We start from the raw sequence: 22,882 nt of genomic DNA, 5'->3' as shown, positions 1-22,882 counted from the left end.
GTTAAACCAAAATAAATGGAACGTATGAAAAAAGTTTTACTTCTAGGTTTTACGTTCGTTTTGTCCATCGCTTTGGCGTTTGCGCAGAGCCGCGTAATCACCGGACAGGTGACTTCCTCTGAAGATCGGGAGCCAATACCTGGGGTGAACATTGTAGTGAAGGGAACCACTGTTGGTACAGTAACGGATATTGAGGGAAGGTATTCCGTGGAAGTGCCGGGAGGGTCGACCGTGTTGGTCTATAGCTTTGTAGGTTTTGATTCCAGGGAGGTCAGTGTGGGGACCATGTCCACCATTAACATAGAACTGGGCCCCAATGCCAAAATTTTGGAAGAAGTGGTTGTGGTGGGATACGGTACGCAGTCCTCCAAGTTATCCATGCAAAGTATCGCCTCTTTGGATAATGCTTCTTTTGACCGGATGCCCATATTTACCGCGCAGGAGGCCCTGCAAGGACAGGCAGCCGGGGTGCAGCTTACGGGTACTTCCGGAGTGGGCGGTGCACAGCAAAACATCCGGATCAGGGGAGTAGCTTCCATTACCGCTGGAGGCTCGCCCTTATTTGTGGTAGATGGAGTGCCGCTCAATGATGGTAGCAGTGCTGAGTATTCCAATGACATCGGGGCAGTTGCCTTAAATCCATTGATGGAGCTCAACCCAAGTGAGATACAGTCCATCAATGTGCTCAAGGATGCCTCAGCAGTGGCCATTTATGGATCACGTGGGGCCAATGGGGTGATTTTGATTGAAACTAAAAAAGGAGCCGCCGGGCAGTCCCGAATTAATGTGGATTATTATTATGGCATCCAGGAAGCATCAACCGAAAGGCGCTATATGTCCCTGGACCAGTACAATGAATATGCATCAGTGATTACCGAGACGCCCATTGGTGATTTTCCCCAAGAAGGGTTCGACTGGCCTGATGCGGTGATTGAACAGGGCAGTGTTTCAAATTTGAACATTAGTGCCTCGGGAGGTTCGGATAATACCACCTATTATTTGTCCGGAACCTATTTCCGTCAGGACACTTATGCCTTAGGAAACGAATTGGATCGGTTAAACGGACGGCTCAATATGGAGCATAAATTTTCCGGTAGGGCCAAAATAGGGGCTAATATCGGTCTGGCCAAAACCTATAATGACAGGGTTTATTCGGACAACAGTACCTTTGCCCCATTGACTTCTTCGTACCTGCACCTGCCTTGGACCCTTCCTTTTGACGAAGAGGGTAATTATACCGTGCTGGGTTTTGTTCCCAATATTCTGGCAATAGAAGACCTCAGTACCACGGATTATGTGACCAGAAGGACTACCGGTAATATCTTTTTCGAACTGGAAATCCTGCCTGAATTGACTTTCAAGACGGATTTCGGTATAGACCAGATCCAGACGGAAGAAACCATCAGGGATCCTGATATTGTATCCCCTTCCGGTTATGGTTACAAAAGGATCATACAGGACAACAAGTGGTTGACCACCAATACCCTGAATTATGAGCGGTATTTGGGAGATGCCCATTATGTCAGTGGCTTGTTGGGCTATAGTTTTGAGCAGGCTGATTTTAACTCCATCACCGTGGAGGGAAGTGGTTTTGTAAGTGATGCCCTTCCAAATGTGGCTTCTGCTGCCACTCCTACCCAAACCAGCTCCACCGGTACCGGCTGGAGGTTGGAGTCCTTTTTTGCGAGGGCCAACTACCGATTTATGGACAAGTACCTGTTTGAAGGAAGCGTAAGACAGGATGGGTCTTCCCGTTTTGGTATGGACAACAGGTACGGTATTTTCTGGGCACTGTCCGGTGGATGGGTCTTGTCGGAAGAATCATTTTTGAGTGAAGTACCCTTCATCGATTTTCTGAAAATCAATGTGAGTTACGGGATTTCCGGGAATGATAGGATTGAAAACTTTGCCTCCTTGGGCCTTTACTCCGCTGCCACGGATTCGGATAGGGGCATAGATGGAAACTATGGAGGGAATCCAGGGATTTATCCCAGCCAGCCGGCCAACCCCAATTTGGGATGGGAGGAATCCGACCAACTGGATATCACCCTCAATGCAGCCTTGTTTAATAACCGGCTGGATATAGAGACTTCCTATTGGGTGAAAAATACCGATGGGTTGTTGTTGAGCGTTCCGATTCCCTACACCACGGGTTATGGTTCCCTCACTCAAAACGTGGGTGAAATGAGAAACAAGGGAGTGGATTTGGCGATAAAGTCGGTCAATGTTCAAGGTGCCGATTTTGAATGGAGGAGTACCTTGAATATGGGATTCCTGGACAATGAAATCCTGTCCCTGCCCGGAGCTTCTTTGGATGAGGATGGAAGGCCCTTTGTGGCCGGATCATCGAGCCAAAGGGCGATCGTCGGTCATTCGGCCAACACCTTTTATTTGGTGAGGTATGTGGGGATTGACCCTGAAAGCGGGGAGGCACAATGGCTGACCAGGGATGGGGAAGTGACCAATACCTATAGCTCAAGTAACCGCGTGATTGTCGGATCGGCCATCCCGGATTTAACGGGGGGCTTGACCAATACCTTTTCTTGGAAGGGGCTGGAGCTGTCCGCGCTGTTTACCTTTGTAAAGGGGAATTATATCATGTTTGATGACCTGCGGTTTACTTTTAACCCCAATAATATTGAATTTTTCAACTTGGACCCCAGGTTGTTGAATTATTGGACCGAAGACAATCGGAATTCCTTTGCTCCTAGGGTAAATGGAGATACCCAGTCCACCTTTGCCCAGCGTTCTACGCAGCATTTGCGGAAAGGAGATCACATTAGGTTTAGGAACCTTTCTTTGACCTATAATTTCCCTCAAACGCTTCTAGAACGCACGAAAGTGGTGAGGAATGCAAGGGTATATCTGATTATGCAGAACCTGGCCACTTTTTCCAGACTGGAGGATGGCCTCGAGCCTGAAATCAGTGGAGATGGAGCGGATAATCAAATTCAGGGAGAATCCTTCTTTACCCCGCCTCAGGCAAGGTCCTTTACATTTGGTGTTTCCTTGGGCTTCTAAACCGACACAGTCATGAAAAATAATACAATAAAGATATTCGTATTAGGTCTGTTTACCATAGGAAGCTTTTCCTGTAACGACCTGGATATAGATCCACAGCAATCGCTTTCTACCGAACTGGCTTTTTCGGATAAGCAAGCTGTGGAAGGTTCCCTTCTAGGGGTTTATTCCACCGTACAGCAGTACGATGTGTATGGTTCGCTTCCACAAATCATAGGAGATTATCAGGCGGACAATGTGGATTTTATTGGTTCATTTCCTACCCTACAGGATATCCGGTTGTTCTCCACTCAGGCGGACAACTCTTCTGTCCGGGATTTGTGGAGGTACCATTATTCCTCCATCTTGGCGGCCAATGCGGTGATCGCCTTTACACCGGGATCTCCCGACCCCAACCTGATGCAAGCCGAGAAGGATCAGTTTGTGGCTGAAGCAAAATTCCTGAGAGCACTGTTGATGTTCCAAATGGTGAATTTATTCAGTCATCCCCTTCAGGTAGGAGGAGCTTCCACACCGGGGATTCCTTTGGTGGTGGACCCTTTTGAAGGTGGAATCATTGAATATTCGAGAGCCACTTTAGGGGAGGTCCATTCCCAGATCCAGCAGGATCTCGAAGAGGCGATACCGGCCCTTCCGGAGGAATATGGTACGGCCTCTGCCACCCGCGGTAGGGCAACCAAGGGCGCTGCCAGGGCATTGCTGTCAAGGCTTCACCTTTATCGGGGAGAATGGCAGCAGGCTGCCACTTATGCAGAGCAGGTGTGGAACAGTAGCGTTTATACCTTGGCTCCTGACCATGCCTTCTGGGGAGAAATTAGTTCTGAGTTGGTTTTTGTGATCCTAAATTCTGCCATAGATAACGGCAGGACCGGTTCCGGTGGATGGGGGGAATACTATAACCCGGCTGAAATCGACGGAAGGGGAGATTGTCCTTTCTCCTCCTATTTACTGGATGCCTATGAAGAGGAATTGTTAGCCGACAGGCGGTTTACCCAGCTTAACCAGGTGGGGGATAATGGCAGAACCTACACGACGAAGTTTCCAGACCCGGTTACCCACACAGATGATTCACCTGTGATCAGGATTACTGAGGTAGGACTGAATTATGCCGAGGCTTTGGCTCAGCTGAATGGGGTAAACGCTACCTCTTTAGGTATCATCAACCAGCTGAGACAGCGTGCAGGTTTACTGCCGGTTACCGCTTTGAATTTCCCCACCCAGCAATCTTTTATCACGTTTATTTTGAACGAAAGGAGAAAAGAGCTGGCTTTTGAGGGACACCGAAGAATGGACCTTTTGCGTTATCAACTGCCTTTAAGACCAGTAGGAGATGATAATTATGAGGCGTCTCGGCCAGGAATGGATAAGACCATTTTGCCTATTCCCCAACGGGAAATCGATATTAATCCTGGTCTCAGCCAAAATGATGGATATTAGGCCAGATTAATGAGCTAATGGGAAAAAAAGAAAAGCAGAAGGCATGCCTTCTGCTTTTCTTAATTAGCAATGTTTGGTAGTGATTATTTGACCATTTTACTTTTTAAAGGCACTTGGATGTTAAAGGAGCTGCCGTCCTTTTTAGCATTGGGGCCTTCTACAGCACAGGCAGCATAGAGTACTTGTGGTAGGCCGTTTTCATCGATCAAGAGCTGGGGGCGCTCCAGTCTCTTTACCTCTACCGTGGATCCGTCTTTTAGGTTTAGCTTCAGCGGCATGAACATACCTTGCTCGAGCTGGGACCATTGTTCGCCGTCTTTAGAAGACATCATGGCCAATCCAGGGGTGTCTCTGGTGATTTTTCCGGTAAAATCTTTAAAGACAGCAAAGAAGGTTTGGCTGTTTTCGTGGTACCAGACATAAGGATCTTCCGCGGAAGCCAATTGGCCATTTTCATCTTTTACATCAAAGACGAATTTATCTTTGGGGTAAAAAGGGCCAGCAGGACTGTCTCCGATAGCCACACCATGTACGCCCCGCCAGTGAGGCGAATAGACATTCCCTTTGAAAAACAGCAGGTATTTTCCGTCCTTGGGCCGGAATACCACTGAGGGATTTACCACAATAAGGTTGTCGGGAAGCGCTTCAGTTCCTTCCGGTGAAGGATTAAGTACATGGTTGGGTTTTACCCTGGTTCTAGGGCTCAACAAGGGACTGTCATATCGGGTGATATTACCCTTCAGCAGGTCCTCGATGCTGTCAAAAGTGGTCACTCCGAGCTGTTGGTTTTGTTGGATAAGGTCCCTTCTGCCCAGTTCTGCGCCAGGAGAACCGGAGGGCTGTTTTCCCGGGTAGCGGCTTCCCGTATGGTAAAGGTAATATTTGCCCTCAAAGATTTTGATATGGGGATTGTGGACCGATTGGGCATCCCAGGCTTCTGGATGCCCTTCCTGTGCACGGCCTCTCAACACAACTTTTACAAATTCAAAGCCATGATCCGGATAATCCGAAACCGCATAGGCGATTTCGGAATCGATCAGCCAACCGACAGAAAACTTTTCATGATCCTCTCCTGCCGGCCATCTCGAATAGAACATGTGGTATCGTCCGTCTTCACCTTTGACCACACTTCCTCCCCAGACGAAATACCCGTCTTGGTTGAGCGCGGAGGGGCCTTTTAAAATAGGGCTCGGACCTTCCTGGACCAGGGAGACATCTACCTGGCCGGGGGTAATATGCAATTGGGCCTTGGTGCAGGAAAGGGTTAGCACCAAGGCTAAAATGGATAATGGAATTTTCAGTTTCATTGTATTGATCGTATTAAATGGAAAGTTATAAAAAATAGGTCTAATGACCTAGTGTGATTGGTCTTTAAAATTTTTTGATCCTATCGTCAGGGAATGATATGGTGCTGATCATGCAAAGGTAATGAAGGGGGATGTCCTTATTTTTCAGTTTATGATCATTACCAAGGTGTTTTGAAGGCGGGTAAATGGATTTTTTATGAAAAGAGAGCTTTGTTATGGTGTTTTTTATGTTTAAAAAAAAAACGATTGTTTGAATTTTAATGTATTACTTATTAAGTTGTAGAGACTATTGATAATTTTCGATCAGGCGGCGAGCTATAGCCCCTGCATCTAAAATAAAGTGAGCCCAAAGGGCTTTTTTTTTAACCATCGGTAGGTCTTTTGGCCTACTCTCCGTGGTTTAGCGTGTTAAATACGAGACTAACCTTTAAACTATAAACTATGAAATTAAAGTTTTATCTATTGGCCTTAGGGCTAATTTGTCTGTCGATAACAAGTTTCGGCGGACAGCAATCAGATTTCGAAAAGATCATAGATCAGGTCTATGATGATTTTCAAAGTGATATTTCAGACGCTGCCTTGGATGATAAGGTAGGGAGTTTGCTGAGTAGCTTGGATACCGCTGGATATTGGCCAGATATTGACTATACTTCCACCAGCCAAACGGGATGGAAGCCGGCAAACCATTTTTCCAACTTAAGTCAGATGGCCAAAGCTTATTCTCGCTCCAGTAGCGGTTATTACGGGGATAGTTTGTTGAGGGAACGGATCATAAAGGCTTCTGAATATTGGCTGAATTTGGATCCTCAGCCGAGCAGTACCAATTGGTTTTACAGAACCATCACCATTCCTAACGCGGTGGGGAGGATGCTGGTTTGTTTAAGGAAGTCTCCTGCAGGGATTTCAGCTGCCTTGGAGAATGAGTTGATCAATTTAATGACCAAAGGCGTTTCGCTTTATAATTCCCCTTCAAAAAATGGGTCTAACCGAACGGATGTGGGACAGCACTATATCATCCGGGGCTGCTTGACCGAAAATCAATCCTTACTACAGAATGCCGTTGACTTTATAGGAGAGTCAATTGTAGTCGCTAATGGAGAAGGGATTCAGGCGGATGGATCCTTTGCCGCGCATGGCCAGCAGCTCTATATTTACGGATATGGACTGGAGTTTATTAAGGGAATTAGAAATATTGCCATTTACGTGACCGGAACTTCCTATGAACTAGCTCCGGAAAAAGTAGCCATTTTTTCCAACTTTGTAAGGAATGGATTTATCAAAACTGCCAGGGGAAGATATGTGGATTTCAACGTTTTCGGAAGAGGGGTTACCAGGCCCAATACTGGAAGGGCCATCTTTTCATATATCAACAAAGTAAAGCTTTTCGACCTTCCTGCTTATACTTCATTTTATGATACTGTAATCAGCCGAATGAACGGGAGTGAACCTCCCTCTTTTGGGGTTCAGCCGGAGCATTTCAATTATTGGAACACAGATTATGCCGTGCATCACCGGCCTGGATATATGTTTGGCTTAAGAACCGTTTCTACCAGAACAATGAAATCTGAAATGGGAAATGGAGAGAATTTAAAAGGTACCTATTTGACGGAGGGCGTTACCTATATCGCGGTAAATGGGGACGAGTATTATAATATTTTTCCTGCCTGGGAATGGAATAAACTACCGGGGACGACGGTTCCGGAAATTACGAATTATCCCACCCGGTCATCTTGGGGGACTAATCCTGGCAAGTCCACTTTTGTCGGCGGGGTTTCCGACGGAGTGTATGGTGCCAACGTGTTTGCGATGAACGATTATAATACCCAAGCCAAGAAAGGCTGGTTTTTCTTTGATAATGAAGTTGTGTGCCTTGGAGCGGGTATTACTTCTTCGGCTAGTGAAAAGATCAATACTACCATGAATCAGTCTTTACTGGATGGGGAGGTGATGGTGTCAGAAAATGGAACCACACAATCCTTATCAGAGGGATTCCATGATTATAGCAATGGTTTGGATTGGGTATGGCATGATTCCGTAGCTTACGTTTTTCCCCAAGGAGGCAATATCCGCTTAAGCAATGACGTGCAGACCGGTAATTCATATGATATCAACCATAGTTATTATTCAAGTGCTGACCCGATAAGCAAGGAGGTGTTTAAGTTATGGATTGATCATGGTGTGTCGCCAGCGAATGACAGCTATGAATACATCGTAGTGCCGGGGATAAGCAATGCGGCAGAAATGTCCAATTATAATCCCAACAACATTGCCGTTTTGGCGAATACAGATTCCGTTCAGGTAGTAAAGCATGCCACCCTGGATATTTGGCAGATGATCTATTATAAAGCAGGAACTTTTGAAGCGGAAGGGGTAAAAGTGAAAGTGGATAAGCCTGTGGTATTACAGCTCAAGGGTGTATCCTCCGGGCAAGTGGAAATCTTTGCTGCTGAACCGACTCAAAGTTCCGGTGCAACTGTGCGCATCGGTTTGGAAGTCAATGGGTTTGATGGTATGAAAATGTTGGATTTGGAATTCCCTTCCGGATTGATGGCAGGAAGTACCGTGTCAGGTACTGTGGATAATAATTCACCTGAATATGTGGAGGTGGAGTTTCCTACAGGTTCTGTTGCCATAGCTGATGCTTATGTGAGAGGAGGAGCCTATGAAGGGGACAACTTCCCTACCGGAACATTGGTAGTGAAAAAGGGCAATGGCTCTTATGACCGGGAGTCTTATGTTAAATTTGATATCACCGATCTTCCGGAAAGGACGGATAGTGTATGGGTAAGATTGTATGTGAAACATGCCAATACGACGGTCACCGATACGAGTTGGGAGTTTTATAAGGTGGATGATAATTCATGGACAGAAACGGGAATTACCTACCTCAATAAACCGGCAGCGGGGGATAAATTGGGCGAGATGCAAGGTGTGGCAGCGGGGAATTATATTCAGTTGGACATTTCAGATGCCGTATTGGCAGCGAAATCCGAAGGGAATGGTGCCTTCTCCTTAAAAATAATTTCCACAGTACATGGAGGCAATACAGATGCCCAGTTTGCCTCTCGGGAAGAAACAGATATTTACAAAAAGCCTCAGCTAATCGTGCATGAAGCTATTGAAATTCCCCAGACCGCTGCTTTTGAAGCCATAGCGGATGCTTATGTAAGGGGAGGGACATATGATGGAGATAATTTCTCCACTGGAAATTTGGTGGTCAAAAAGGGGAATGGCTCTTACGACCGGGAGTCTTATCTTAAATTTGATATCACTGATCTTCCAGAGAGGACGGATAGTGTATGGGTAAGATTGTATGTGAAACATGCCAATACGACGGTCACCGATACGAGTTGGGAGTTTTATAAGGTGAATGATAATTCATGGACAGAAACGGGAATTACCTACCTCAATAAACCGGCAGCGGGGGATAAATTGGGCGAGATGCAAGGTGTGGCTGCGGGGAATTATATTCAGTTGGACATTTCAGATGCTGTATTGGAGGCCAAATCTGAAGGGGATGCTGTCTTCTCCTTAAAAATAATTTCCACGGTACATGGAGGCAATACAGATGCCCAGTTTGCCTCTAGAGAGGAAGGGGAAATAACTATTAGGCCCCAGTTAATTGCCCAACAGGCTCCTGAGGCCGATGTTCCGTTGGGTGCAGAAGCTGTGGCTGATGCCTATGTGCGTGGGGGACAATATGAGCATGACAATTACCCCACTGAAGACTTGTTTGTTAAAAAGGGCAATGGATCGTATGACCGGGAGGCCTATGTGAAATTCGATCTTCGGGAGTTACCTGCTGATCTGGATAGTGTCCAGTTAAGGATGTATGTCTTGGGCGCTAATACTGATATAGGGAACACTTCATGGGAGATTTTTGCCGTGAACGACAGTACTTGGTCAGAAACAGTCATTACTTATGCCAGCAGGCCTACGGGAGGCAGCAAAATAGGTGAAGTCCCGGGAGTCGGGGCAGGGTCATATATTTATCAAACCATTTCAGATTCGGTTTTAAATGAAATAGCTACGGGGAATTGGTTATCCTTAAGGTTGAGCTCAACGGTACTGGGAGGTGAAACAGATGCCCGGTTTGCTCCAAGAGAAGATGAAAATGAGGAGTTCAGGCCACAATTGATTCCCTATGTTTCAGCATTAGAGGAAGAAGAAAACCCACTGGAGTATGAACCCACCGATGATGCTTTTGTCAGAGGGGGGACTTATTCAACTAACAATTATTCCTCATCGAGTCTACAGGTTAAAAAGGATGGCCCCAGCTATTTAAGAGAGGCATTTTTGAAATTTGATATCGGTCAACTGCCTGAAAGTATGGATAGCGTGGTCTTAAAGTTATATGTAAAACATGCCAATACGACGGTTACAGATACCAATTGGGAGTTTTATCAGGTGGGGGATAGTACCTGGTCAGAAAGCACCATAACTTATGCTTCCAAGCCGGCTGTTGGGGACAAAATAGGTGAAATTCCAGGAGCCGTAGCGGGAAGTGTTGTTTATTTGCCGATTACCAATGAAGTGTTGGATGCGCGAGAAGTGGGGAACTGGTTTTCGATAAGGATTAACTCGACGGTTACAGGAAGTACCACTGACGCCCAATTTGCCTCCAAGGAGGATAGCGACAGTGATTATAGACCTAAGCTTTTGGTTTTTGAAGAGGAGAATTCAGAATCGATGACCGAGGATACAGGTAAAACCCCCAAAGGATTGGAGGGGAAAGATTTGCCCAATCCTAAAGTGTTGCTGTATCCTAACCCATTGGCAGGGATGGCCACTATCAAGACAGATCAGTCCTTTCACACGCTGATCATACAGAATCACAGGGGAGAAGTGGTGTTGGAAACAACTGGATTGGATACCAATGAGTACCAACTGGATCTTAGTGGCTATAGAAATGGAATGTACTACTTGAAAGTAATAGGGGATGGTTTTGTTGAAATTAAAAAAGCCATCAAAAGACGGTAATAGGTAATGGTTTTTTTAACCAGTACTTTAAGAGCAAAAAGGGGTGAAATTTTTCACTCCTTTTTGTTTTAAATGGGGATAGTAGAGGATCTTTAGTTGGTCTTTATGGGAAACACCAGAAGGGGCACTTTATTGTGGCTTCTCCTGATCTTATTTTTGCCAATCCTATGAGGATATTTACATAACGATGGTTTTTTTCGTTGAGGCGCAGTTTTTTTATTTTTTCGTTTTATATATTGATAGTTGTTTAGAATTATTTACGGTTTTTGTGCGGTTTAGTGGTGTTTTTGTTCCGTGAGGGGGTGGGATGTTTTTTTAGTAAAGATTTGTAATCAATCATTCTTTTAGGCAATAGACATTTATGGGAAGTTCCAAGGTATTCGAAATTGAAGAACAAGGGAGGAGGGTATTGGTCCAGAAGGAGGGGTATCCCCACTACTTTGATAAGGATGATAAGCTGCTTTGGAATAAGTTTAGGGAAGGAGACGAAAGTGCTTTTGTTCAAATCTACAAAGAGAGTTTTGAAAGTTTATGCCATTTTGGGGTACAGTTCGCCCCCCTTAATTTGGTAGAGGATTGTATTCAGGATATGTTTATTGATTTGAGGCACAAAAGGGAAAAGCTGCCTGAAATTAAAAATTCAATAAGGCTCTTTTTATTCCAAGCACTAAAAAGAAGGCTCTTTAATGTTTTGAAGAAGAAAAAACAAAACTTAACATTTGAAGATATAGAAAAATTGAATTTTGAAATTATTCCGCCACATGAATCGCTCCTGATCCTTCACCAATCACAGAAAGAGAAATTAGATAAGCTGGAGAAGGCCTTGAAAGGACTAAATGAAAAACAGCGGGAAGTAGCTTATTATTATTTTTATAAAGGGATGAGTTATGAGGAAGTTCAAAAAATGATGGGCTATGATCATGTAAAATCTGCAAGAAACATGATTTACCGGATCATAGCCCAACTCAAAAAAGTATTTATCCTCACGATGATTTTTTTGGGATAGATCTTCTTATATCAACTGATTTTTTTGGCCTATGTGATCTATAGTGACTGAAAGGCTAAGCCATTTTGATCCGGTTATCTTTGTTTGATGAATTGTATATGGATTTTAGGCAAGGTTTTTCAAGGTGGCCAAAGATCCGATATTTTAATATAGCGTCATTTTTTTCTATCTGACTATCAGGAATTTTGCACGGAGTACAAATGAAACAAAATACTTCACTGAAATCCTTCTAAAGGCCTTTGGAGCATTCGTTTTTGGGGCATTTGATGGAGGCGATAAGAAAATGAGTTAGCTCGCAGGTGTAATTATGGATGATCGTATTTCTATTAGGGTGTTTTTAATTGGTTGTTTTTCAGTTGTTTGAATTGTTTTTGAATATTTTTTTTAAAAAATATGATGTCATTTCTGATGAATTCTTGTCTAGAGGGAAAGACAAGAAAAATTGAAAAAGCTTAAATACGACATAGCGTATTTTTTATCCAACAAATATTTTGTGAACTGGGTAAAGAATCCCACAGAGGAAAGCGAATTGTTTTGGAAGGAGTGGTTGAGAAAGCATCCTGAGAGTCATGACCAGTACAATATGGCCAGAGGGATAATTGAGCGCATCAATTATAAGAGTGAGCCTGGTATAGGGAACAGGAAAGAGGAAATACTGGACGAGATTCTCAGAGAGAAAACCAGTCCGTATTATAAGCTGGGCAAAGAAAGGAGAGTTCCCGTTGAAAGGTTCCTTCCAACAATGTATAAACTGGTGGCGGCTTCTGTAGTGTTGGTATTGATGGCAACTTTCCTCTACTCGTCATTTTCTGTTTCTGATTCTGGAAGCTGTTCCCCCAAAGTAGCGTTCATTACCAAAAGTAATCCCAGGGGACAGAAGACCAGTTTTTATCTTCCGGACAAAACCAAGGTGACCCTCAATTCGGCCAGTAGCTTAAGTTATTCTACGGACTTCAAAGGGAAAATCAGGGAAGTGTTTTTAGAAGGGGAGGCATATTTTGATGTCAGCCATGATTCTTTACGATCATTTTTGGTCCGCTCAGGAGAAGTCATCACCCAAGTTCATGGTACGGCTTTCAATGTCAGCGCTTACCCTGCGGAACAGGTGAGCGTGGCCTTGGAAAGGGGACTGGTTTCGGTTTATCCGAGTCAGGTCACCGAACCTACTATTCCCTTTTACCTAAAACCGGGAGAAATGCTGGCGGTACGTCAGCGCTTTGAAAAGTCCAAGAAATCAAATTTTGATTATGGGAAGGAGTTTGGGTGGAAAGACGGCCAATTGGTGTTCAACAAGACCGATCTCAATGAGCTGGTTGCCATGCTGGAGCGCTGGTACGATGTAAACATATCGGTGACAGGAGAGGTGAATGACAGCTGGAGAGTGAGCGGGGTGTTTATTAACGAGAGTCTGGAGAATGTCCTTAAAGGGATCAGCTACGCAAGAAATATCCAATATGAGCTCAATAATGATCAGGTGATCATCAAGCTATAAACGATTAAATCCAATCTATAACCAAAAAAAAAAGTGCTATGAGGAAAAATGTACCTAAGTTCTGCAAACGTTTGCGGACGTGCTTGGTTTTGGCGGGGACTTTTCTGGTAGGGTCAGTTTTTGCAGGTTCAGGTTCAGACAAGGAGCAAGGAAGCTTGGACATGAACAAGGTGAAACTGAGTCTGCATGAAAAAGACAGTCCTTTGAAAAAAGTTTTCCAGACGATTGAATCCAAAACGGACTTTAATTTTTTTTATGACGAGAAGATCATTGATGTAGGGAAGAAAGTTTCGGTGGAAAGAAGCGAGACCACTTTGACCGATATCCTTTTGGAGCTTTCGGCACAGGGTAAGGTAAAGTTTCTTCAGGTAAATAATGTCATCAATGTCAATAACAACAGTAAGGGACCTGCAGTGGAAGTTTCCGTGGTCGATAGGACTGTCAAGGGAAAAGTCACACCGCAGGATGACCCCTTAGGCTTGCCGGGGGTAACCGTAAGGCTGAAGGGGAGTGAGCTGGTGAAGATTACAGATATTGATGGCAACTTTGAGATCTCTGTTCCCGACGATCAAGCCGTCCTGATTTTTAGCTTTGTAGGATATGAGACCATTGAGGTGCCTGTAGGCCAGCAGTCGGTCATCAATGTGGTGATGGAGGAAGATACCCAAGGCTTGGATGAAGTGGTGATTGTAGGCTTTGGTACCCAGAAAAAGGAAAGTGTGGTGGGGGCAATGACTTCAGTAAAACCATCAGAGCTGAAAATCCCATCCAGTAACCTGACCACCTCATTGGCAGGTAGGGTGGCCGGTTTGGTTTCTTATCAGACCAGTGGAGAGCCCGGTGCCGATAATGCCCAGTTTTTTGTAAGGGGAGTAGCTTCTTTTAATAACCAAAATGGTCCATTGATCCTTATAGACGGGGTGGAGCTTACCGTGGACGATTTGGCCAGGTTACAACCTGATGATATTGAGAGTTTTTCTGTTTTGAAGGATCCGACCACTACGGCAATTTATGGTGCCAGGGGAGCAAACGGGATCATACTCGTGACTACCAAGACCGGGGAAGAAGGCCCAGCGGTAGTCAACCTTAGAATGGAAACCTCTTTCAGTCAGCCCACAGGACTTGTGGACCTTGCTGATCCGGTCACCCACATGCGTTTACAGAACGAGGCCAACAGGACACGAGGGGACTTTGCTACATTTACCGAGGAACAGATCGCAGGAACTATCAGAGGGGGAAATCCCAATATTTATCCTGCCACCGACTGGTACAAGACTTTATTTAGGGATTATGCCAATACCACTAGGGTGAATTTGAACGTGCGTGGGGGAGGAAAAAAAGTAAGGTATTATGTAGCGGGCTCCTTTAATAAGGACAACGGCCTGATGAAAGCGGACAAGTCCAATAATTTTACCAATGGCATCGATCTGAAGAAATACCTTTTGCGCTCCAACGTGAACATTGATCTTCATAAAAACACGGAAATGATCGTACGTTTGCACTCGACCATCGATGATTACCGTGGACCGCTTCAGGGAGGGAATGCCATTTACAATGCTGCAGTAAGGACAAGTCCAACGCGTTTTCCGGCGGTTTACGAGCCTGATCCAAGCCTGGAGGGAGTGCCACATATCCTTTTCGGGAATGGTTTGCCTCCAAGGGGGCAATCAGCATCCGGAGGGGACGACAGCTCTGTTCCTGTATGGTTTAATCCCTATGCAGAATTACAGCGTGGTTACAGGGATACAAGACGCCAATTGTCCCTGGTTCAGCTGGAATTCAAGCAAAAGTTGGATGCTTTTACCCCAGGCTTGAGCGCAAGAATATTGGGTAATGTGAATACTACTTCTTTCTTCGAAAACAAACGAGGGTATTCCCCTTACTTCTATAGACTTTCCACTTTTGACCCTTTTACGGAAGAATACAAACTGGTCAGAACAGCTTTGGGGTCCGGGAACGAATCCTTGGAGCTTTTGCCGGGAGAACGTACCAACAACTCTGTTCTGTACATGGAATCGGCCCTGCATTATAACCGGTCATTTGAGAAACATACTGTTGGAGGTTTGGTCGTAATGATTGCCCGTGACTATTTGGATGGCAACGCCAACTCTGTACAGCTGTCGCTTCCAAGTAGAAACTTAGGGATCTCCGGAAGGTACAATTACGATTATGACAACAGGTATTTCGCAGAGTTTAATTTTGGATACAATGGTTCTGAAAGATTTGCCAGAAACAACCGCTATGGGTTCTTCCCTTCCTTTGGCTTGGGCTGGTTGATTTCAAATGAGCAGTTTTTTAGCGATATGTCTCCGACGATCAGTAGGTTAAAACTTAGAGGCTCTTATGGTTTTGTAGGAAATGATAGGATCGGCGATACCAGAAATGACCGCTTTTTCTACCTGTCGGAAGTAAACATAAGCAGTGGTGGTGCCGGAGCAACTTTTGGAAAAGAACTTAATCAGTTCATCCCCGGGGTGTCGATCAACCGCTATGCCAATCCAATGGTGACCTGGGAGAAATCTGAAAAAGCCAATTTAGGTTTGGAATTGAATCTATACGATGATGCTGTTCAGTTTAGGGTAGATGCCTTTAAAGAGAAAAGAACCAGCATATTACAAAACAGGGCAGATATACCTTCTACCCTTGGACTGCAGGCAGCTTTGAAGACCAATGTAGGAGAAGTCCTCTCCAAGGGAATAGATGCATCCATTGATATCAACCATTATTTTACCAACGACTTTTGGGTGATAGGAAGAGGGACCTTTACCTATTCGGACAATGAGTTTTTGGTTTATGAAGAACCCAATTTTAGTGAAGTAGGGGCTCCGTGGCGATCAAGAATCGGCAATAATGTATCGGTAAGACAGGGCTATATTGCCGAGCGACTTTTTGTAGATGATGAGGAAGCGGTAAACTCTCCGACCCAGTTTGGAACCCCCGGAGTAGATTATGGAGGAGGAGACATCAAGTACAAAGACCTCAATAAGGACGGGGTGATAACCGAATTGGACCAGGCACCGATCGGGAAGCCTGAAATTCCAAAAATTACCTATGGGTTCGGTTTTTCTGCAGGCTACAAACGGTTTGATATCAACGTGTTCTTTCAGGGGCTTGACGGGGTGTCATTTTTCATCGATCCGATCACTACCGGACCATTCATCAATTCAGTACAATCCGCAGGGCTAAGTTCTTCAGCTTCAGGGGTGCTGAGTGAAAACGGAATGCTCCAGGCCTATGCGGACAGCCATTGGTCCGAAGAAAACAGGGATATCTATGCATTATGGCCACGGCTATCTACCAATGTGATTTCAAATAATGTCCAAACAAGTACCTGGTGGTTAAGGAATGGTTCTTTTTTGAGGCTTAAGCAGCTTGAACTGGGTTATAACCTGCTTAAAAAACCTAAGAACAAGTTGGGAATGACCAATCTCAGGGTTTATGCCACAGGTACCAACCTGTTTACCTGGAGCATGTTTGACCTGTGGGATCCAGAGCTGAAAGGTAACGGGTTGAATTATCCGCTGCAGCGCGTGGTGAATTTAGGGGTTCATATTGGATTTTAATCAAGAGAAGAAAGAAATGAAAAATAGAATTATAAAATACATAGCAAGTATAAGCCTGTTTTTCTCTGTTACAGGATGTGGAGATTACCTGGATGTGGTACCTGACAATATTGCCGTAATAGAGGATGCTTTCGAAACAAGGGAGAATGCCTTAAGGTTTTTGGCCACACTATATGGCTATTTGCCGCCCTATGCCGGCACTTCCAATCCGGCTTTGGCCGCAGGGGATGAGGTTTCGGTAAATGACAATGTTTCCAGAAACTGGGCAAGCAGGAGAATATCCCGGGGAGGTCAAAACGTTATTTCGCCTGATTTGGGTTATTGGGGAAATAGAGGTACGGTTAAAAACCTGTTCATTGCCTTGAGGGATTGTAATATTTTCCTGGAGAACCTGGACAAGCCCTTTGACCTTACAGAGGATGAAAGAAGACGGTGGGAAGCGGAAGCCAAATTTTTAAAAGCCTATTTTCACTTTTATTTACTGCGGATGTATGGCCCCATTCCCATCATCAGGGAGAATATAGAGGTCAGCAGTGGGGTAGAAGCTGTAAGGGTAAAAAGAGAGCCTGTAGATGATGTGGCTAACTATATCGTAGAGCTTTTGGATGAAGCAATAGCAGGCCTCCCCTTGATAATTCAAGATACTGGATTGGAATTGGGGAGGGTGACATCCCCCATTGCGGCGTCCATAAAGGCCAGGGTTTTGGTAATGACTGCAAGTCCCCTGTTCAACGGGAATAATGATTATGGCAGTTTCAAAGACAAAGACGGCACCCAGTTGATCAGCAGTACATACGACGAAGGTAAGTGGACAAAGGCAGCTGAGGCCTGTAAGGAGGCCATTGACCTTGCCCATGAAGCGGGGCATGTTTTGTACAAGTTTGATCAGGGGGGAGCAGCATGGTCAGATTCCACCATCACCAAACTTAGTATCAGAGGAAGTATGACAGAAAGATGGAACGAAGAGATTATTTGGGGCGCTTCCAACAGCCAGGTTTCGGGTGGCTTTCAAAGTTGGGCACAGGCAAAAATTGCTCCCGGCCTTACCGCAGAAAACAGGGAAAGCACCCAATCGTGGTGGTCACCTCCTTTAAGAATTGCCGAGATGTTTTATTCTCAAAACGGAGTGCCAATTGATGAAGATAAAAATTATGATTATGCCAACCGGTATAAAGTGGCGGAGGCAGATGCGGCACATAGGCATTATGTAAAAGTAGGTTTCGAAACGGCAAAGTTGAATTTGAACAGGGAACCAAGATTCTATGCTTCATTGGGCTTTGATGGCGGTGTATGGTTTGGCCATGGGGTAAAAGACGATGATAATGCCTTGATAGTGGAAGGGAAAAAAGGAGAAAAGGCAGGAAGACAGGATGCCAATAGATGGTCCCAAAGTGGGTATTGGGCCAAAAAAATGGTCTATTATGAAAATGTGCAGCGAACTTCCGGTTCCGGATATACAGCCAGGTCATATCCCTTCCCCATCGTCCGTTTAGCAGATCTTTACTTGATGTATGCCGAGGCACTAAATGAATCCAGCGGCCCTGCCATGTCTTATGAATGGGTGGATAAAGTACGGGAACGGGCAGGACTGGAAGGTGTCTTGCAATCTTGGCAGGACCATTCCACCGATCCGAACAAACCGACGACTAAAGAAGGAATGCGGGAAATTATTCAGGACGAGCGGATGATAGAGCTGGTTTTTGAAGGAGTTAGGTTTTGGGACTTGAGAAGGTGGAAGCGGGCACCGGAGTTTTTGAACAGTGACATTAAGGCCTGGAATATAGAAGGGGAAACTACAGACACTTACTATAATGTGATTACAGTGGGTACCTACAAATTTTTGAACAGGGATTATTTCTGGCCGATAGCAGAAGAAGACCTGATAGCCAACTCCAACCTGGTGCAGAACCCTGGCTGGTAACCGATCAATTATGGACCTAAAAATGACTGAAATGAAAAATATAAAAGCATATCATATCCTACTGTGTTTTGGACTGGCGTTTTCTTCCTGTGAGGAAGAAGACAGGGGACCTTTGATAGGTGATTCGATTCCTCCCGGGACCATTACCGAAGTGGTGGTGACCAATCTCCCCGGGGGGGCTAAAATAGCGTATGAGATACCAAAAGATGAAGATGCGCTTATGATCGAGGCTACTTATCATTTGGATAATGGGAAAGAAGTGACCGCTAAATCTTCCATATTCAAAAACTATGTGACGGTAGAAGGTCTCAGGGAGGTAAAGCCCCAGGAGGTTGATCTCGTCGTCGTGGACAGAAGCAATAATAAATCGGCACCTGTTTCGGTAAGTATTACTCCGGAAACTGCCCCGATAGACAAACTTTACTCCAGCTTCCAATTGAGCGAGGACTTTGGAGGAGTAAGGTTACGGTACAACAATGAGGAAAAAGTTGCAGCAGAAATATTACTATATGCTTCGGATGAAAGCGGAAACCTTATTTACAGTCAATCTGCCTTTATCAGCGATGATCAAAGGAACTATCATACTTTCAGGGGCTTTCCTCCTTCGGCAATGAACTTCGGAGTGGCCGCAATAGACAGGTGGGATAATAAAACCGAGACGTTTGAAAAGGAAATCACACCGCTGGAGGAAGTTTTTCTTAGCATAGAAAACTTTGGAGATGTGTTTCTGGACGGCGACGAGCGGGATGCTTTTGGATGGATCAAGTCCAATATGTGGAATGGATCAATAGATGGTTCGGGTTTTCATACTGCCCAGGGTAATCCCGGTGCCATTGTGCCCCCCTATTCCGAAGGATACCATATGTTTACCATGGACCTCGGGGTAAAAGCTAAGTTGAGCAGGTTTAAGTTTTGGCAAAGAAGGGGAGGATGGGAGTTTACCCATGGCAATCCAAGGCATTTTGATGTGTGGGGAATTGATGAAATTCCTGCGGATAATGGGACTTCATTTGATGGCTGGGCAAAACTGGTGGAAGATGGTGAAGTGCTGAAACCATCCGGAGGACCTTTGGGAAGTAACAGTGCAGAAGATCAAGCCCAGGCAGCAAGAGGAGAAGAGTTTGAATTCCCCATAGATGCACCTGCTGTTCGGTATATCAGGTTCGTCAATAAAGAATCCTGGTCTACGGGCAAATTTATGCACATCATGGAATTGAATTTTTGGGGACAAATCGTAGAATGATTATGAAAAGAATAGAAAAATTTAAGTTCACAATATGGTCTTGTTTCTGCATGACTATCCTTTTGATCTTGTCCTGCGAAACTACCAAAGAAACCTATAACGAATTTGTTTTGGAAGGAGAGACGGTGTATGTCGGGAAGGCGGATTCGGTATTGATAGGGGAAGGCTATAACAAACTTCGTTTTTGGGTGGCCATCAATGCTGACCCCAAAATTTCAAAAGGAATCCTGAAAACCAATGATGAGACTGTCTTTCATGAATTTGAGGTCAGCCGCAGCAAAAGCGGAAAGGATACAATTTCCTTTGATCTTGATCTGGATGAAGGGGAGTATACCTTTGGACTGTTTCTGATGGATGAAAATGAAAATCAGTCTGTCAGGGTGGAGGTGCCGGCCAGGGTGTATGGAGAGAAATACAAGTCCGGTCTGATCAATAGGGGAATAGCCAAAATAGAGGCTTATGCGGACAAAGCCCTTATACATTGGGCTTCAGCTTCTGAAAGTATTTTGGAAACCAGGTTGACCTATGAGGACGTGGAGGGAAACATGCAGGAATTGGCAATTCCCAATGAAGTAACACAGACTACCTTGGAAGATTATAAAAGGGGAGGGATGTTGTCATTGAAAAGTACCTACCGTCCCACTATAACTGCCATTGAAGATTTTGAGGCCAATCCGACCCAGTCCTCTTTTCCTGATGAGTTCATGTTGGACAAATCAAAGATAGCTGCTTTGCGTTTACCAGGAGATGCATCGGGCGGTTGCTATGGCTCCTCCTATGAAAGGTTGTTTGATGGTTCGGTAAGCACGGGTTACTGGCACAGCTGCGATGACCCGGCAGACAAATACCCTTGGGTAATGAGTTTTGATTTGGGGTCTGCCCAAGCTGTTTCCAGGTTCGGACTGGATGAGCGGCCAGAATGCTGTGGAGAGCGTAGTCCTGGAAATTACCAGATCTGGGCGACCAATGATCTGGCGAATGCAACGACTACTGATATAGACGATATCTCCCTGGAAGAGTGGGAAGAAGAAGCCGCTGCAAAGGGATGGGTCAAGCTGCTTGATGTAAATGGAAATACCCAAAAGTCCTTTAAGCAAAGTATCCAGGAAAATGGATCAAAATATCGTTATGTGCGAATAGTGGGGATTTCTTCCATCGGTGGAGGCAGTGAAGCCAATTTCAACGAGTTCACTTTTTGGGGAAAATAACTGACGGGCAAAAGGATTAAAACAAATCGACCAAGTAGGAGCCAGCTCCAGCTTGGTCGATTTATTTGATGCAAGCTTTAGTATTTTTCCAGATCAAAACGGTCTGGATGCTGCTCATTATATTCTTTACCTTGGCTTAATCCCAAGAAAACCGGGTCCATCAAGGTTTGTATCCATTGGTTAACCTTTTTGTAAAAGGGTTTGGATTTTTTGGGATCTGTTAATGGGTTGGTCTCTCCGATATCCGCGGAGACATTGAAAAGCAACTCCTGTTTTCCGTCCACGTTTACCAGCTTATAATCACCTTTACGGAGTGCGTAGGCCTTCCGGTTATGATTTCTCCAATAAAGTTCTTTGTGAGGCGCCTTCCTTTTATTGCCCGTAAGATAAGGGACTAAGTTCTTGCCATCGAGTTCATTTTTTGGTTTGATATCTGCCAGTGCAGCCGCTGTGGCAAAGATATCCAAAGAAATGACAGGGTGCTCATAGGTTTGACCAGCGGGAATGGTACCGGGCCATTGTACAGCAAAAGGTACCCGAATCCCTCCTTCCCAAAGCCAGCCTTTCTCTCCCCGCAAGGGGCCGTTGTCAGAACCGTTATGAGGCTCAGGGCCACCATTGTCAGATAGGAAAAATACCAGCGTGTTATCATTGATGTCGAGCTCTTCCAGTTTGTCCAGTACTTGTCCCACACCGTCATCCATGGCACTTACCATGGCAGCGTAGGTTTTTCTTTTTTTGTCCTTGATGTGATCAAAGCGGGAGAGGTATTTTTCCGTGGCCTCAAGGGGCGTGTGCGGGGCGTTGTAGGCCAGGTAAATGAAAAAGGGATCGTCTTTGGAGCGCTCGATAAACTCTGCTGCCTCCCTTGACAGCGCATCGGTCAGGTATTCATTGAGCTCAACCCTTGAATTGTTTTTCAACAACTTGGTGCTGTATGCGGCGTATTGGGAATTTACCTCTGAAATGTCATTTAAGGTAAGCTTCTCCGGTAAATAATGGTGGCCTCCGGTCAGAAAACCATAAAACTCAGTGAATCCCCTTTCCAAGGGTCTTTGTGTTTTATGGGCGCCAAGGTGCCATTTTCCCAATGCCATGCTTTTATAACCTCCTCTTTCCAGAGCAGATGCCATGGTTTCTTCACTCAAAGGAAGGCCTTGGTTGGGATCGTTCGGAGCAAACAGGGGATTGCGGCTAAAGCCGAATCGCCCCTGATACCTTCCGGTGATCAGGCCGGCACGACTGGGACCACAAACCGCAAAGCTTACATAGCCATTGGTGAACTTGGTGCCATTTTGGGCTATGCGGTCTATGTTTGGCGTAGGAATGTCCTTGGAGCCATTGAAGCCGACATCGGAATAGCCAAGGTCATCGGCGAGGATAATTATGATATTAGGTTTTTTGCCGGTTTGCTGGGCCAGGCAATTGAAGGCAAGGGTGACACTAAGTAGCAGCGAAAATAGGGGAAATGGTCTTAGGTTGATTAATCTCATTTTATTTCAATTTCTTTTGATTTTCCAAATTAATAAAAATTAAACGAAAGAATGTAGGGCGGGGGATGAAAGGCGGATTTCTCTTTTTAAAAGTATACGATTATCTGTAATTACACCAGTAAATTTATTTCTCACGGATTCCACAGAATTACACGGAATTAAAAATCTTTTCTGTGGGATTCTGTGCATTCTGTGAGAGATGGTTTGCTAA

At 44.9% G+C, this 22,882-nt stretch carries 11 protein-coding genes; 9 read left to right on the top strand and 2 right to left on the bottom strand.

What is annotated here, in order from left to right; genetic code table 11:
- The first annotated feature begins 24 nt into the window (after window positions 1–24).
- On the top strand, window positions 25–3,021 hold the full coding sequence (locus tag ACYVAA_RS10370) for a SusC/RagA family TonB-linked outer membrane protein (RefSeq protein WP_460541263.1): 2,997 nt from the start codon (window positions 25–27) through the stop codon (window positions 3,019–3,021).
- Window positions 3,022–3,033: 12 nt separating this feature from the next.
- On the top strand, window positions 3,034–4,458 hold the full coding sequence (locus ACYVAA_RS10365) for a RagB/SusD family nutrient uptake outer membrane protein (protein ID WP_460541260.1): 1,425 nt from the start codon (window positions 3,034–3,036) through the stop codon (window positions 4,456–4,458).
- 83 nt (window positions 4,459–4,541) lie between these two features.
- On the opposite strand, the gene ACYVAA_RS10360 is transcribed toward ACYVAA_RS10365, so the two are convergent.
- Window positions 4,542–5,765 (bottom strand): glycoside hydrolase family protein, encoded by a 1,224-nt coding sequence (locus tag ACYVAA_RS10360; RefSeq protein ID WP_460541258.1) that lies wholly within the window; start codon window positions 5,763–5,765, stop codon window positions 4,542–4,544.
- 441 nt (window positions 5,766–6,206) lie between these two features.
- Between ACYVAA_RS10360 and ACYVAA_RS10355 the strand changes: the two genes are divergently transcribed.
- The 7 genes from ACYVAA_RS10355 (at window position 6,207) to ACYVAA_RS10325 (ending at window position 21,178) form a co-directional block, all read left to right on the top strand.
- Window positions 6,207–10,745 (top strand): CBM96 family carbohydrate-binding protein, encoded by a 4,539-nt coding sequence (locus tag ACYVAA_RS10355; protein WP_460541256.1) that lies wholly within the window; start codon window positions 6,207–6,209, stop codon window positions 10,743–10,745.
- 361 nt (window positions 10,746–11,106) lie between these two features.
- A complete protein-coding gene (locus ACYVAA_RS10350) occupies window positions 11,107–11,751 on the top strand; it encodes an RNA polymerase sigma factor (RefSeq protein ID WP_460541254.1) in 645 nt (214 codons plus the stop codon).
- 442 nt (window positions 11,752–12,193) lie between these two features.
- Complete coding sequence (locus ACYVAA_RS10345) at window positions 12,194–13,243, top strand: FecR family protein (protein WP_460541251.1); 1,050 nt, start codon at window positions 12,194–12,196, stop codon at window positions 13,241–13,243.
- 38 nt (window positions 13,244–13,281) lie between these two features.
- Window positions 13,282–16,806, top strand: coding sequence for a SusC/RagA family TonB-linked outer membrane protein (locus ACYVAA_RS10340; RefSeq protein WP_460541249.1), 3,525 nt, complete (start codon window positions 13,282–13,284; stop codon window positions 16,804–16,806).
- A 16-nt stretch (window positions 16,807–16,822) separates the two neighbouring features.
- Window positions 16,823–18,727, top strand: coding sequence for a RagB/SusD family nutrient uptake outer membrane protein (locus ACYVAA_RS10335; protein WP_460541247.1), 1,905 nt, complete (start codon window positions 16,823–16,825; stop codon window positions 18,725–18,727).
- 31 nt (window positions 18,728–18,758) lie between these two features.
- Complete coding sequence (locus tag ACYVAA_RS10330) at window positions 18,759–19,970, top strand: DUF5000 domain-containing lipoprotein (protein ID WP_460541245.1); 1,212 nt, start codon at window positions 18,759–18,761, stop codon at window positions 19,968–19,970.
- 2 nt (window positions 19,971–19,972) lie between these two features.
- The gene (locus ACYVAA_RS10325) at window positions 19,973–21,178 is read left to right on the top strand and encodes a DUF4998 domain-containing protein (RefSeq protein ID WP_460541243.1); all 1,206 of its coding nucleotides are present in this window, start codon (window positions 19,973–19,975) and stop codon (window positions 21,176–21,178) included.
- A 77-nt stretch (window positions 21,179–21,255) separates the two neighbouring features.
- On the opposite strand, the gene ACYVAA_RS10320 is transcribed toward ACYVAA_RS10325, so the two are convergent.
- Window positions 21,256–22,671, bottom strand: coding sequence for a sulfatase family protein (locus tag ACYVAA_RS10320; protein ID WP_460541241.1), 1,416 nt, complete (start codon window positions 22,669–22,671; stop codon window positions 21,256–21,258).
- Between the last annotated feature and the right edge of the window lie 211 nt (window positions 22,672–22,882).

It is taken from the genome of Echinicola sediminis (genome assembly GCF_054777495.1).
This window is presented reverse-complemented; position numbering and strand designations above follow the sequence as displayed.